General features: G+C 33.2%; 13 protein-coding genes and 1 riboswitch. Of the genes, 7 read left to right on the top strand and 6 right to left on the bottom strand.

Annotated features, from left to right (window positions below):
• Window positions 1–25: 25 nt before the first annotated feature.
• From ppk1 to thiH, 7 genes are all read left to right on the top strand, one after another.
• Complete coding sequence (gene ppk1, locus PBN93_RS09285) at window positions 26–2,044, top strand: polyphosphate kinase 1 (RefSeq protein WP_271080504.1); 2,019 nt, start codon at window positions 26–28, stop codon at window positions 2,042–2,044.
• Between the two features lie 69 nt (window positions 2,045–2,113).
• Window positions 2,114–2,207: riboswitch (TPP riboswitch) on the top strand.
• A gap of 114 nt (window positions 2,208–2,321) precedes the next feature.
• Entirely contained in the window at window positions 2,322–2,525 is a 204-nt protein-coding gene (gene thiS, locus PBN93_RS09280) for a sulfur carrier protein ThiS (protein WP_271080503.1), read from the top strand.
• Between the two features lie 24 nt (window positions 2,526–2,549).
• Window positions 2,550–4,409 carry a phosphomethylpyrimidine synthase ThiC gene (thiC, locus tag PBN93_RS09275; RefSeq protein ID WP_271080502.1) on the top strand — a complete coding sequence of 620 codons (1,860 nt, stop codon included), beginning with the start codon at window positions 2,550–2,552 and terminating at the stop codon, window positions 4,407–4,409.
• A gap of 115 nt (window positions 4,410–4,524) precedes the next feature.
• Window positions 4,525–5,139 (top strand): thiamine phosphate synthase, encoded by a 615-nt coding sequence (locus PBN93_RS09270; protein WP_271080501.1) that lies wholly within the window; start codon window positions 4,525–4,527, stop codon window positions 5,137–5,139.
• Entirely contained in the window at window positions 5,132–5,794 is a 663-nt protein-coding gene (gene thiE, locus PBN93_RS09265) for a thiamine phosphate synthase (RefSeq protein ID WP_271080500.1), read from the top strand. Before PBN93_RS09270 ends, thiE begins: the two co-directional genes overlap by 8 nt.
• Window positions 5,784–6,557: a thiazole synthase gene (locus tag PBN93_RS09260; RefSeq protein WP_271080499.1), complete on the top strand. Its 774-nt coding sequence runs from the start codon at window positions 5,784–5,786 to the stop codon at window positions 6,555–6,557. Before thiE ends, PBN93_RS09260 begins: the two co-directional genes overlap by 11 nt.
• Window positions 6,550–7,659 carry a 2-iminoacetate synthase ThiH gene (thiH, locus tag PBN93_RS09255; RefSeq protein ID WP_271080498.1) on the top strand — a complete coding sequence of 370 codons (1,110 nt, stop codon included), beginning with the start codon at window positions 6,550–6,552 and terminating at the stop codon, window positions 7,657–7,659. Before PBN93_RS09260 ends, thiH begins: the two co-directional genes overlap by 8 nt.
• 3 nt (window positions 7,660–7,662) lie before the next feature.
• Here thiH and PBN93_RS09250 read toward each other — a convergent pair whose 3' ends face one another.
• The 6 genes from PBN93_RS09250 to PBN93_RS09225 form a co-directional block, all read right to left on the bottom strand.
• Window positions 7,663–9,138: a P-loop NTPase fold protein gene (locus PBN93_RS09250; RefSeq protein WP_271080497.1), complete on the bottom strand. Its 1,476-nt coding sequence runs from the start codon at window positions 9,136–9,138 to the stop codon at window positions 7,663–7,665.
• Window positions 9,139–9,147: 9 nt separating this feature from the next.
• Window positions 9,148–10,170: a Holliday junction branch migration DNA helicase RuvB gene (gene ruvB / locus PBN93_RS09245; RefSeq protein ID WP_077401823.1), complete on the bottom strand. Its 1,023-nt coding sequence runs from the start codon at window positions 10,168–10,170 to the stop codon at window positions 9,148–9,150.
• Window positions 10,171–10,235: 65 nt separating this feature from the next.
• Complete coding sequence (locus PBN93_RS09240; protein ID WP_077401820.1) at window positions 10,236–11,060, bottom strand: GIN domain-containing protein; 825 nt, start codon at window positions 11,058–11,060, stop codon at window positions 10,236–10,238.
• Window positions 11,061–11,198: 138 nt separating this feature from the next.
• Complete coding sequence (locus PBN93_RS09235; protein ID WP_271080496.1) at window positions 11,199–13,004, bottom strand: cytochrome c oxidase subunit I; 1,806 nt, start codon at window positions 13,002–13,004, stop codon at window positions 11,199–11,201.
• A gap of 46 nt (window positions 13,005–13,050) precedes the next feature.
• The gene (locus PBN93_RS09230; protein ID WP_271080495.1) at window positions 13,051–14,118 is read right to left on the bottom strand and encodes a cytochrome c oxidase subunit II; all 1,068 of its coding nucleotides are present in this window, start codon (window positions 14,116–14,118) and stop codon (window positions 13,051–13,053) included.
• Window positions 14,119–14,154: 36 nt separating this feature from the next.
• On the bottom strand, window positions 14,155–15,480 hold the full coding sequence (locus PBN93_RS09225; protein ID WP_271080494.1) for a quinol:cytochrome C oxidoreductase: 1,326 nt from the start codon (window positions 15,478–15,480) through the stop codon (window positions 14,155–14,157).
• Window positions 15,481–15,482 lie beyond the last annotated feature (2 nt).

Raw genomic sequence — 15,482 nt, 5'->3', positions numbered from 1 at the left:
ATATAAATTGCTTATTTTACTATTTATGAGCAAGCTTTACAATTCTAAATACTATCACAGAGATTTATCGTGGTTACGTTTTAACCACAGAGTACTGCAAGAAATAAAAGACAAAAGAAATCCGCTATACGAACGCATAAAATTTCTAGCAATTTTCTCATCTAATTTAGACGAGTTTTTTAAAGTTCGAGTGTCAGATATTAGGCAAATAAAAAGTATAGAGAAACCTTTGCGCAAAAAACTAATTACAAAGCCAAATAAGGTATTAGCTGAAATAAAAAAACAAGTAGACCTACAGCAGCAAGAGTTTGGAGACATTTTTTTAAATGAAATTATTCCCGATTTAAAATCTGAGGGCATACATCTAATTAATTATAAAGACTTTACCCTAAAACAAAAGCAGTTTGCAGAAGATTACTACAACACCAACCTAAAAAACACACTTAACATACAAACAGAAAAAACAGCAACTAAAAACTCTCTTTTTGCAGAAAATGAAGCATCATACCTAGTAACATTAAAAAATAATGAAGAAATAGAACTTGTAGAAATTCCTGAAAACAAACCTCGCTTTATTGTATTTCCTTCTACCAGCCAAACGCACTATATTACTTTTATAGATGATGTTTTAAAATACAACCTAAATAAAGAAAACAATAACAATTATTATGCTTTAAAAATTTCTAGAGACGCAGAATTGTATATAGAAGATGAATTCTCTGGCAATTTAATGCAAAAAATAATAGATGCTTTACCCAAAAGAAAAACAGGCCAAGCAACACGTGCATTAGTAGATGCAAGTGCACCAACTACGCTTTTAAATGCAATTAAAAGCACACTAAACCTATATAATACAGACATTATTTTAGGCGGAATTTATCATAATTTTAAAGATTTTTTTAGTTTTCCAAATCCAACTAAAAAACAGTTAAGCAATTCTAAATTAGAACCATTACAACACCCTTTACTAACACAATACAACTCGGTTTTTAACGCAATAGACGCAAAAGATCAGTTAATACATTACCCTTATCAATCTTTTGAACCTGTTATAAAACTATTAGAAGAAGCCGCAACAAATGATGAAGTTAAAACCTTAAAAATAACACTGTATCGCTTAGCAAAAACATCTAGATTAAATACTGCTATTGCTAAGGCTGCAAAAGCTGGTAAAAATGTGGTGGTGTTTATAGAAGCTAAAGCTAGGTTTGATGAAGACAATAATTTAAAATGGGGTAAAATTTTTAAAGATAATGGCGCAAAAGTAATCTATAGTTATCCTGGCATAAAAGTACATTCTAAAATTATCTATATAGAAAAAGAAAGCAAGGGCATACTTACAACTTACAGCTATATTGGCACCGGAAATTTTAATGAAAAAACAGCTACCTTGTATACAGATTTTGGTTTAATGACTACAGACAAAAAAATCTGCAAAGAACTAAATCGAGTTTTCTTAGTGCTCCAAGGCGCCTTAATTGTTCCTAAAGCAAAAAAATTACTAGTATCTCCTTTTACAACCAGACACGTTTTTTCTAGATTAGTAGAAAAAGAAATTGAGTTTGCAAAAACAGGAAAAGAAGGATTAATTATTCTTAAAATGAACAGCCTTGAGGATAAAAAAATGATTCAACTATTATACAAAGCAAGTAATGCTGGGGTAAAAATTCATCTAATAATACGTGGCATTTGCTGTTTAGTACCTGGCATAAAAGGACAAAGTGAAAATATTACAATAACAAGTATTTTAGACCGATATTTAGAACACGGACGTGTATATCTTTTTGGAAATAATGGAGACGAAAAACTTTTTATTGGCTCTGCGGATTGGATGACGCGTAACCTATCTCACAGAATAGAAGTAATTACACCCATACTAGACAAAGACAATTTTAAAATAGTAAAAGATATTTTACAAATTCAGTTGTTAGACAACGTTAAAGCCCGAGTTATAGATGCTAAACAACAAAATAAGTACGTAACAAATAGTAAAAACCCAACACACTCACAATTAAAAACTTACAACTATTTTAAAAATACTTAGATAAAATTGCAAGCACAATAGTTTTATTTTTTATTAGGTCTTATCACAAAATATTTAATACATTTGTTATGTAAACTTTAGGGGTGTTCTTTTTAAGAACTGAGAAATACCCTTTGAACCTGATGCTGTTAGTACAGCCGAAGGGAAAAGTTGAATTCTTTTTATGATTTCTATCTTTTAGTGTTTTTTCCGTTTTCCGGAGAATGCATTTTCACACACAGTTTACGATTTAGTTGGATTTTTTAACGCTATAACCTAGCACTTAAAATGTATCGTTATGATACCCATAAACGTAAATAACAAAGAGCACTTAATTCCTAGAGAAACTAATGTGTCTCAACTAATACAAACTCTAGAAATTACCATTTTTGGTGTTGCCATTGCTATTAACGGCAATGTAATACCAAAAACAAACTGGAGCACTACTATTTTACAACCTCATGACAATGTATTGTTAATACGTCCTGCTCAAGGAGGCTAACCTAAAACTTTAAAAGATTTTATTATGAAAAAAAAAGACACCGCACCTAAACAAGACGGTATTACAAGACATCCTTTTCCTAATTCTAAAAAAGTGTATGTTTCTGGCAAACTATTTCCAGAATTAAAAGTTGCTATGCGAGAAATAGAGTTAAGTGACACCGTAGATTCACTTACCAAAAGTCGTACTCCAAACCAACCTGTAACTGTTTATGATACTTCTGGTCCTTATACAGACCCTAATAAAGATATTGACGTTCATAAAGGAATAGAACGCATACGTGAGCAATGGATTTTAGACCGAGGCAACGTAGAACAATTAGATGGTTTTTCTTCTAAATACTGTAACGAGCGTTTAAATGATAAAAGTTTAGACCATTTACGTTTTGGACACTTAAAAAAACCAATGCGTGCAAAAAAAGGAGAAAACGTATCACAAATGCATTACGCAAAAAAAGGTATTATTACTCCAGAGATGGAATACGTTGCTATCCGTGAAAACCAACGTATAGATGAAATGACTCGTTTGTCTAAACAACACCCTGGTCAAGATTTTGGTGCTAGTATTCCTGCAAAAATAACACCAGAATTTGTAAGAGATGAGGTTGCCCGTGGCCGTGCAGTTATCCCTAGTAATATAAACCACCCAGAGGCAGAACCTATGATTTTAGGTCGCAACTTTTTGGTGAAAATTAATGCAAATATTGGAAACTCTGCCACTACATCGTCCATAGAAGAGGAAGTAGAAAAAGCAGTATGGGCTTGCCGTTGGGGAGCAGATAATATAATGGATTTGTCTACAGGACAAAACATCCATGAAACACGTGAATGGATCATACGCAACTCTCCAGTACCAATTGGAACCGTACCTATTTACCAAGCCCTAGAGAAAGTTAACGGTGTTGCAGAAGATTTAACCTGGGAAATTTTTAGAGATACTTTAATAGAACAGGCAGAACAAGGTGTAGATTACTTTACCATACATGCAGGTGTACGTTTACGTTATGTACCAATGACAGCAAAACGTATTACTGGAATAGTTTCTCGTGGTGGATCTATAATGGCAAAATGGTGCTTGGCACATCATAAGGAAAGTTTTTTATACACGCATTTTGAAGAAATTTGCGAAATAATGAAAGCCTATGATGTTGCTTTTTCTTTAGGAGATGGTTTACGCCCTGGTTGTATTGCAGACGCTAATGATGAAGCTCAATTTGCCGAATTAGAAACACTAGGTGAGCTTACAAAAATTGCTTGGAAACATGATGTACAAACTTTTATAGAAGGTCCAGGACACGTGCCAATGCATATGATAAAAGCAAATATGAACAAACAGTTAGAGGCTTGTGACGAGGCTCCTTTTTACACATTAGGGCCACTTACCACAGACATTGCTCCGGGTTATGACCATATAACATCTGGTATTGGTGCTGCAATGATAGGCTGGTTTGGTTGCGCAATGCTTTGCTACGTAACACCAAAAGAACACTTAGGCCTACCTAATAAAGATGATGTACGTACAGGTGTTGTTACTTATAAATTAGCTGCACACGCGGCAGATTTAGCCAAAGGGCATCCTGGTGCTCAGCACAGAGATGACGCCTTAAGTAAAGCAAGGTTTGAGTTCCGTTGGGAAGACCAGTTTAATCTAGCACTAGACCCAGAATTAGCTCGTGAATATCATGATGAAACACTACCCGCAGATGGTGCTAAAATAGCCCATTTCTGTTCTATGTGCGGACCAAAATTTTGCTCTATGAAAATATCACAAGAGGTTAGAGATTTTGCCGCTGTAAACGAAATAAAAGGAGACGAGGTTTTTACTAAAGGTATGGAGGAAAAAGCTAAAGAATTTAAAGACAAAGGATCAGAAGTGTATTTGTAAAATAAAGTGGAAGTTCCTACGCCTTTTACAAAGTAAGGCGTAGGCGGGCTTTCCGTTATATCTTTTGCAAAAAAGCAAAAGGATGCCACTACAATCCCTAACTTAAAAGCAACTTATGATAATACTTATAGCACCAGAAAAAGATATCCCTAATGAAATAGAAATACTTCATCAGTTATTTAATGCTGGTTTACAATACTATCATTTAAGAAAGCCTCATAAAAATATCCAAGAACACAAAGCATACTTAAATCAAATAAAACCAGAATACTACAACCGTGTTATTATACATCACCATCATGAACTAATAAATAGTTACAACTTAAAAGGTATTCATTTTCAAGAACAAAAACGTAGAGATACTATAGACAATCCTACACGGTATTTTAAAGACTTAAATATGTTTGGCAAAACCATAAGTTCATCATTTCATAATCCAGAAGAATTAAACAGTTGTTATTTTGAGTTTGATTATCACCTGCTTAGTCCTGTTTTTAACTCCATATCAAAAAAAGGTTATGAGGGGCTTGGCTTTAATGTAAATCATATAAACAAAACAATTGTTGGTATGGGAGGGGTTACAGCAGAAAACCTTAGCAAATTTAACACATTAGGTTACAAAGGAATTGGCGTTTTAGGAGGAGTTTGGAATAGCAAAAACCCTTTAGAAGCATTTAAGCAAATAAATGAGGCTTACATTACTAGCCTAAAAAACAGAAATAATGATTAGTAAATTACATTATATAAGTCAAGGTGATACTCCAGAAATACATTTGGCTAACATACAAAAAGCATGTTCTTCTGGTGCAGATTGGGTACAATTACGTTTAAAAAATGTAGATAAAAAAACCTTATTGCAAACTGCTTTAAAGGCAAGAGAAATAACTTCTCATTTTCAGACTAGATTAATTATTAACGACCATTATAAAATTGCTAAAGAAGTAAATGCAGATGGTGTGCATTTAGGAAAAACAGATGCTTGCCCGTTAGAAGCACGTGAGCATTTAGGAAAATGGATTAGTATTGGCGGCACAGCAAACACATTAGAGGATTGCGAAAATTTATTAAAAAAAGAAGTAGACTATATTGGTTTAGGTCCGTTTAAATTTACCACAACAAAACAAAATTTAAGTCCAACTTTAGGACCACAAGGATACCAAGCAATCTTAGACGAGCTACAAACAACTACACCTATAATTGCCATTGGCGGCATTACTATAGCAGATGTTCCTGAGTTATTAGAAACAGGAATTTACGGTATTGCAGCATCAACAGAAATTACAAGCAATTTTAACAACATTGCCACATTAAATAAAATTTTAAACACACCTGCAACACAAGAGCAAGTGTATAAGTTTGATAAAAACAAAAACGATGAAGGATAATTTAATACTAGCAGACAAAGAGTTTTCATCTAGACTATTTACCGGAACAGGAAAATTTAGTTCTTCAACCGTAATGAAAAATGCGTTACTAGCATCAGAAAGTGAACTAGTTACAGTTGCCTTAAAACGCGTAGATTTAGCAGATGAAGATGACGATATTTTATCACATTTAAATCATTCTAGAATAAATCTTTTACCAAACACCTCTGGCGTGCGTACTGCAAAAGAAGCTGTTTTTGCTGCGCAGTTATCTAGAGAAGCATTAGAAACCAATTGGGTTAAATTAGAAATTCATCCAGATCCAAAATATTTATTACCAGACCCAATAGAAACTTTAAAAGCTGCAGAAGAACTTGTAAAACAAGGTTTTGTAGTAATGCCTTATATACACGCAGACCCTGTTTTATGTAAACGTTTAGAAGATGTTGGCGTACAGTGCGTAATGCCATTGGGCGCACCAATTGGTAGCAATAAAGGATTAAAAACAGTAGATTTTTTAGAAATAATTATAGCACAAAGTAACGTTCCTGTAATTGTAGACGCTGGCATTGGCGCTCCTTCACATGCTGCCTATGCAATGGAACTTGGTGCAGATGCTGTTTTGGTAAATACCGCAATTGCAGTATCACAAAACCCAATTGCAATGGCAAATGCTTTTAGACTTGCAGTAGAGGCTGGTCGTATGGCTTACAATGCAAAATTAGCACCTATAAAGCAAACAGCAGAAGCAAGCTCACCTTTAACCTCCTTTTTAAATGAGTAATTTTACATCACTTTTTAATAATTATAATTGGGACGCCGTTGTTACAGATATTTATAGCAAAACTGCTGTAGATGTAGAAATTGCATTGCAAAATAACAAACGTACTTTAGAAGATTTTAAAGCCTTAATTTCTCCTGCTGCAAAGCCATACTTAGAGCAAATGGCACAAATGAGTAGTGCATTAACTAAAAAACGCTTTGGCAATACAATGCAAATGTATGCACCAATGTACCTAAGCAATGAGTGCCAAAACATATGTACTTACTGTGGTTTTAGCTTAACCAACAAAATACCTAGACGCACGTTAACAGATGCTGAAATTTTAAAGGAAGCTGCCTTTTTGCGTAGTAAAGGCTACAAGCATATTTTATTAGTTACCGGTGAAGCCAATAAAACTGTTGGTGTAGACTACATAAATAATGCTATTAAGCTGTTAAAAAAAGAGTTTGCTAATATTACCATAGAAGTACAACCATTAGACCAAGATGAGTATGAATTACTTGTTAAAAATGGCTTGTATGCTGTTTTAGTGTACCAAGAAACATACCACAGAGACGAATATAAAAAACACCACCCAAAAGGTAAAAAATCTAATTTTGATTACCGATTAGAAACACCTGACCGATTAGGCAAAGCTGGCGTACATAAAATTGGCGTAGGCGCTTTATTTGGATTAGAAGATTGGCGAGCAGACAGTTTTTTTACTGCATTACACTTACAGTATTTACAAAAAACCTATTGGCAAACTAAATACTCTATCTCGTTTCCTAGACTAAGACCACACACAGGTGGTTTAGAACCAAAAGTAGTTATGAAAGATGCGGATTTAGCGCAGCTTATATGTGCTTACCGTTTGCTAGACGAAGATGTAGAGCTCTCTATGTCTACCCGAGAAAGCGAAAAATTTAGAAATAATATTATTAACCTAGGAATAACATCTATAAGTGCAGAATCTAAAACAAACCCTGGGGGTTATGTGGTAGAACCACAGTCTTTAGAACAATTTGAAATTTCTGACGAACGCAGCACAGAAACTATTGCAGAGATGTTACAAAGTAAAGGTTTTGAAGTTGTTTGGAAAGATTGGGAAAATACGTGGTAAACTCTATTTTGTAATTCTCCTATAAAATAGGACTACCTCATATAATATGTCAAAGTACGAAATTTCAGCTAATTGACAATTTTTATTTTGCTTTGAAACTCCATTACATTTTGATTCTAAAACATTGTGCCTCTTTGCTGATATCTCACACTTAAAAGTATAATCCTTAAATTCAATTACCTCTATGAAAGGCTCAAACACTCTTAAGCGATCAGCTATTAATTTTTCACTATTTAAAAAGATTAATAATTCAGCTATTGCAACACTTTTTAAATTAGGAGAATAACTCTCAATATAATCAACACTTAACTCCCTGATTCTATCCAATTTATTAAGGAACGAGCTGTCATTTTTAAAGAAATTTAATAGAAAGTAAATTACAATTGACGCGTTAAAATTATAATCTATCAAGATTGAATCAATAGCAGCATTTTTTTTAATAATATTCTTTGAAGTAGTTAGCTTAAAACTTTTATTATACTTTAAAATCTCCCTAAATGTTAACAAATTGTTTTTTATCAAGTTTTGTAAAACATATTTTATCTGATCTCCAACTTGTTGGTTGTAGGTGAATAAATCATATCCTACATCTAAACTTATACTTTTCAAATACTCACCAACAATTACGGTTAAATATTCAGATGGAGAATACCAATAAATTGAGCTATAAAACTTATCAATATACCCACTAAAATCTGCATTAAAACCATATTTATGACTAAAAACGCTTTCAATATTTTTATAATCACAAACTAGAAGAACTTTATCAAAATCAAACTTATTGTCATTATCTACTCCTCTAAAATCAAAATGACAAGAAAAAACATTAAGGATTCTGAAAATATGTTCAGGATCTAATCTATCCAAATCATCTACAACCAAAACAGTTGATTTTTTCTTTTTTTCTTTTAGCTTTACTATAAGCTTCCTAATTAGTTCTGTGTAAAAATCTTCTTCGTAAATATGACCAGTTTCATTTACAGGAGCTTTTAAATACTCTTCTAAAGGCTTAGAATCATCCTGCTGAAATTTTTTATGGTAATCCAGAAAGCCAGATCTCATTCTTTTGATTTGCTCAAAAACTTTTAAAGCTGCACTTCCGTACTTACCTGCAAACGAAAGAAAAGAAGCTAAGAAATCAACCTTGTTTTCTAGATCTTGAGTACTGGCTAAATAAGAATATAATGTTAGGTGATAAGGTATTTCTACCGTTTCAAAATCTTCTTTGGTTATTTTACCTAATAACTGAAATAAAATATCGTATTTAATAAGTTCAAAAATGTCTTTGTTAGAAACAACAGAATAGCCTACAGGGTATAAATGAATAGCCTGATAATCATTATTATTTGAAAAGAAATCATTTAAAAAAGTGGTTTTTCCACTGCCAAATACTCCAGAAAAAAGAACCTTAGAGTTAGCATCTAATTTTTTCTTGAAATCATCAAATGGTATTTCAACTTTCTCTAATCTATCGTTCATAATTAAGAATTAAAACAAACCTCCTTGCACACTCCCTTTTATTCTTCCCAAATGTTTGTATGCTAATTCTGTTACCTCTCTACCACGAGGTGTACGCATAATAAAACCTTGTTGTATTAAAAAAGGCTCGTACACTTCTTCTATAGTTTCTGCACTTTCAGACACTGCTGTTGCCAATGTAGTAATACCTACTGGACCACCTTTAAATTTATCTATAATAGTGGTTAATATTTTATTGTCCATTTCGTCTAAACCATGTGCATCTACATTTAAGGCATTTAGTCCAAACTTAGATATTTCCACATCAATTTTACCATTACCCTTTATCTGTGCAAAATCTCTTACTCGTCTTAACAGTGCATTACAAATTCTGGGGGTGCCCCTACTTCTACCAGCTATTTCTATTGCCGCTTCTAAATCTATAGGCACATTTAAAATATCTGCACTACGTTCAGCTATAGTAGACAGCAACTCTGTAGTATAATATTGTAACCTACTTTGTATACCAAAACGAGCACGCATAGGAGCCGTTAAAAGCCCAGAACGTGTTGTTGCACCAATTAGGGTAAAAGGGTTTAAATTTATCTGTACAGAGCGTGCATTTGGCCCTGACTCTATCATTATATCTATTTTATAGTCTTCCATAGCAGAATACAAGTATTCTTCTACAATAGGACTAAGTCTGTGTATTTCATCAATAAAAAGAACATCTCTTTCCTCTAAATTGGTAAGCAAGCCTGCCAAATCTCCTGGCTTATCTAAAACAGGACCAGATGTAACCTTTATACCAACACCTAACTCATTAGCTAAAATATGGGCCAAAGTAGTTTTTCCTAAACCTGGAGGTCCGTGAAACAAAGTATGATCTAAAGCTTCTCCTCTTTGGTTTGCTGCTTCAACAAAAACTTTAAGATTTTCCAAAACTTGATCTTGACCTGCAAAATCATCAAAACTCAAGGGTCTTAATGCTCTTTCTATATCAAACTCTTCAGAAGAGAAATTTTCAGATGTTGGGTCTAGGTTTTCATTCATAGTCTAACAAAGATACTAGAAATTATAGGCTTTCATAATAGAAAACATCAATCTAAAATAGTCTATTATTCCTTTTTTATTAATTGTGATGCATTTAGGAAGTCAACTATTGTAATTTTAGGTGTACCGTACAAATATGTTCTAGAACCACCTTTAGAAGAAAGTTCTAAGTTTTCTGATACAAATATTTTCGCATCTGGAGATTCATCTAAATTTAAAGATACATTAGTACTTTTTAAGCCATCTGCCCTTAACTGTGAATTACCAAAAAGATCTATATTAAAATCTGTAACGGCTCCTTGCAACTTTGCATCTGCACTACCGTGCATTGTAAGTTTGGCAGATTTGGTGACTAAATACAAGCCTAAGTTACTTTTTTGATCGAGAGAAACCGATACATCATCACAATCTACATTTAACTCAGCATTACTAGATCCAGACATACTTATACCTATGCTTGTAGCCAAAGCGTTTAAATTTAACTTAGATCCCCCTTGAAGGTTAATGTCTAAATAATCTGTAGTAACAATGTCTTTCATATCTATACGGCCATCTAACATTGTTATACTATTTAAGTTTACATAATTAACTATAAGTTCCAACTTTTTTTTAGAAGCAATTCTATAAAAGGAACTAATCTCTAAAACACTATCAATAACTTCAAATTTAAGAACATCTAAAAGGTTATCATCCCCAATAAACGTATAACTATTTTCTCTTGCTTTTTTTAGTTCTAAACGCAAGTTGTCTGCTACCTTAATACCATTATAAGGAGTTAAATCATTTGTAACTTCAATTACGGTTTTACTGCCCTTAATTTTTGGTTTTTTCTGTGCAAAACTTGTTGCAATAGCAAGCAAGAACACACTTAGAATAAATTGCTTAAACATATTTTGTATTTAATGGTTAGTTTGTGTTAGTAAACAAGATACTAAAATACTATTTAACCTCATATAAAGATGTAATTCAAATCAAAAAAAAAAGCCTTTTAAATAAATTTAAAAGGCTTTTAAAATTTTTATAAAATTCTAATGCGTAAGTTCTTCCTCACCATCTTGAAGAGGTACTACCTGAGGAACAAAATCTTGCCCCGGCAAAACATATTCTCCATTTTCATTAGTTTTACTATAATCATATGCCCATCTGTGAACTTCTGGTATAGCACCAGGCCAGTTACCGTGAATGTGCTCTACAGGAGTTGTCCACTCTAACGTAGTAGCATTCCATGGGTTTTGTTCAGCTTTTTTACCATAGAAAATACTATAGATGAAATTACCAACAAATACTAATTGTGTTGCACCAGCTATTAAAGCAAAAACAGTAATTAAAATATTAACATCTGTAAGCTCATCAAACATAGGAAATGCAGTGTTTTCATAATAACGTCTTGGAACACCTGCCATACCTACAAAATGCATTGGAAAGAAAACTCCATAAGCACAAATTGCAGTTATCCAGAAATGAACATAACCTAAGTTTTTATTCATCATTCTACCAAACATTTTAGGGAACCAGTGATAAACACCAGCAAGTAAACCATATAATGCAGATATACCCATTACTAAGTGGAAGTGAGCTACAACAAAATAAGTATCATGAACGTTGATATCTAATGTACTATCTCCTAAAATTATACCAGTTAAACCACCAGTAATAAACGTAGATACAAAACCAATAGAGAACAGCATTGCAACATTCATTTGTAAGTTTCCTTTCCAGATTGTAGTAATCCAGTTAAATGCTTTTACTGCAGAAGGAATTGCAATTAATAATGTTGTAAATGTAAATACAGATCCCAAGAAAGGATTCATACCTGATATAAACATATGGTGACCCCAAACGATAGTAGATAAGAATGCAATAGCTATAATTGACATTATCATTGCTCTGTAACCAAATATTGGTTTACGAGCGTTTGTTGCCATAACATCAGATACAATACCCATTGCAGGTAATATTACAATATATACTTCTGGGTGACCTAAAAACCAAAATAAGTGCTCATACAAAACAGGAGAACCACCCTGGTAATGTAATACTTCACCTTGTATAAATATATCAGACAAGAAGAATGATGTTCCAAAACTTCTATCCATAATTAACAACAATGCAGCTGATAAAAGCACTGGAAAAGATACAACCCCAATTATAGCTGTAACAAATAAAGCCCAAGTAGTTAAAGGTAATCTTGTCATAGACATACCCTTAGTTCTTAAGTTAATTACAGTAACTATATAATTTAATGATCCCAATAATGAAGAAGCAATAAATATAGCCATAGACACCAACCATAATGTCATACCTGCACCAGAACCAGATTGCGCCATTGGTAGTGCAGAAAGCGGCGGATAGATTGTCCAACCCGCTGCTGCTGGTCCAGACTCCACAAATAAAGAACAAACCATTATAACTGCAGAAGTAAAGAACAACCAGTATGATATCATATTTAATAAACCAGAAGCCATATCTCTAGCTCCAATTTGTAACGGGATAAGCAAGTTACTAAAAGTACCACTTAGGCCAGCAGTAAGCACAAAGAATACCATTATGGTACCGTGCATTGTTACTAATGCTAAATATACATCAGCATCCATAACACCACCAGGTGCCCATTTACCTAATACTGCTTCAAATAATGGAAAAGACTCACCTGGCCAAGCCAATTGCATTCTAAATAATAATGACATTGCTATACCAATGAAACCCATTATTAAACCAGTAATTAAATACTGTTTTGCAATCATCTTGTGATCCATACTAAATATATATTTAGTAATGAAGGTTTCTTTGTGATGATGTCCGTGATCGTCGTCGTGTTCGTGTGTTCCTGACATAATCAGATATTCTATTTTTGTTAGTTAACTTAGTTTCTTAAATCAATTATTTTATAGCTACTCCTGTTGCAGCTTCGCCACCAAAAGTTTTTTGAGAAGCTATCCACTTGTCATACTCTTCCTGAGTCTCAACAATTATTTTCATTTGCATATTGTAGTGAGATTTACCACAAATCTTGTTACAAAGTAAAATATAATCATACTCCCAAGGATCGCTATTTGGCTCTCCAGCCGCAGCTTTAGCAGCTCTAATTTTATTTGCTCTTTTTACCTTATCAATTACATCCGGATCTTGACGCATTTCTGCTGTAGTCTTAATTGGTGTAAAAGAAAATTGAGTAATCATACCTGGAACACAGTTCATTTGTGCTCTAAAGTGAGGCATATAAGCAGAGTGTAATACATCTTGAGAACGCATATGAAAATTAACTTTTCTTCCAACCGGCAAATGTAATTCTTTAACAATAATATCATCTGCTCCATTAGGATCAGACTCATCTAAACCTAAAATGTTTGCATTATCAATATCAATCATCCTAACATTAGCATCACCAAGAACATTATCTTCACCTGCATATCTAGCAGTCCAATTAAATTGTTGTGCATATAATTCTACTACTAAAGGATCATCTTCGTCATTAATATCCATAATGTTTGTCCAAGTATATAATCCCCAAAGTATTAAACCTGCCAATACAATAACCGGAATGATAGTCCATATAAACTCTAATTTATGGTTATCTGCGTAAAACAAAGCTTTTTTGCCTTTTTCACCACGGTATTTATAAGCAAAATAGTGTAGTAAAAACTGAGTAATTGTCTGAACAAAGAAAATGATAAGCATTGATACAAACATCAAGCTATCATACTCTGCTCCGTGTGCAGAGGCAGACTCAGGAAGTAATACTTTAGTATACTTATAAAAGCTAAATATAGTAATACCGTAAATAAAAACTAAGAAAGCAAACATCAGGTAACCATTAACTTTGTTATCGTTATCTGTTGCTGTTTCATTTTTAGCCGCTCTAAGTTGCGACAATTCAAAAATTTTAGTCATTTGCCAAATTGCAATCGCTATTAAGACTAAAACCGTTATAGTTAAAACTGTAATCATTGTATGATTTATTTTATGCTGTTGTAAACTTCCTTATTAATAATGAAAATGCTTGCTTTCGCCAATAAATGGGTTTCTTTTTGGCTGTAAAGGAGCAGTAGCTAAAGCTCTAAATACAACAAAAATAAACAAACCTGCAAAGAACAACACAGAACATATTTCTGATAATCCTATTGACCATTGATCGCCAACCGTTGCAGGCATAATCATATTAAATATATCTAAGTAGTGACCTGCAAGTATAACTACACCTGCCATAACAACAAACCAGTTAACTCTTTTATAATCACTATTCATTAACAATAATAATGGAAACAAGAAGTTCATAGCTATCATCCCAAAGAACGGTAAGTTATAATCCTGTATCCTTGTTACATAATAAGTAACCTCTTCCGGAATATTAGCATACCAGATAAGCATAAACTGTGCAAACCATAAGTATGTCCAGAAAATACTAATACCAAACATAAATTTAGCTAAATCATGTATATGGCTATCATTAACATCCTCCAGCAAGCCTTTAGACTTAAGGTAAATGGTTACCATAGCTATAACTGTTATACCAGAGACAAACATACTAGCAAATACATACCAACCAAACAAAGTACTAAACCAGTGTGGATCTACACTCATTATCCAATCCCATGACATCATAGATTCTGAAACTAGATAGAATACTAAGAAGCCAGCAGACCATCTAAAGTTTTTTATAAAATTTGTATTATCATCAGCTTCATCTTGAGCTAAAGATAATTTACGAGATATAGTTCTGTAAGCAATCCATCCTCCTAAGAAAATAGCAGCTCTAATTAAAAAGAAAGTTCCGTTTAAATATCCTGCTTTTCCTTGTAATAATTTATCTTCAGCTACAACATCTGCATCCATCCAAACAAATAAATGGTTCATATGCGCAACAGAAGCTGCAAGAATTACAAATACAATTATACCCCCTGGAACAATATAAGATGTTATACCTTCCATAACTCTAAATAACAATGGAGACCAACCCGCTTGAGCCGCTCTTTGTATTGCATAAAATGCTAACACACCCAATGCTATCATAAAGAAAAAGAAAGCCGCTACATACAATGCAGACCAAGGCTTATTTTGCAATTGATGTAATAAATGCTCATCATGTTTGCTATCATGTCCTTCTGCGTGCGCAGTTTCTCCATGAGTATTAGTGTTATGCGTTTCTGCACCAGCTTGGTGATCGCCGTGACCATCACTATGACTTGCTACAATTTCTTTAGCGTCTTCTACTGTACTAGGCATTGTAATAAAACCTATAGCGATACCTATAGCACCAACAGCCATTAATATAAAAGAAGCTATTTTTAGTCTGTTTGAAAAAGTGTACATAT

Origin of the sequence: Cellulophaga omnivescoria, assembly GCF_027915275.1 — a bacterium.
GTDB classification, from domain to species: Bacteria; Bacteroidota; Bacteroidia; order Flavobacteriales; family Flavobacteriaceae; genus Cellulophaga; species Cellulophaga omnivescoria.
Note: the sequence above shows the minus strand (reverse complement) of the source record. Positions and strands in the feature narration are given on the sequence as shown.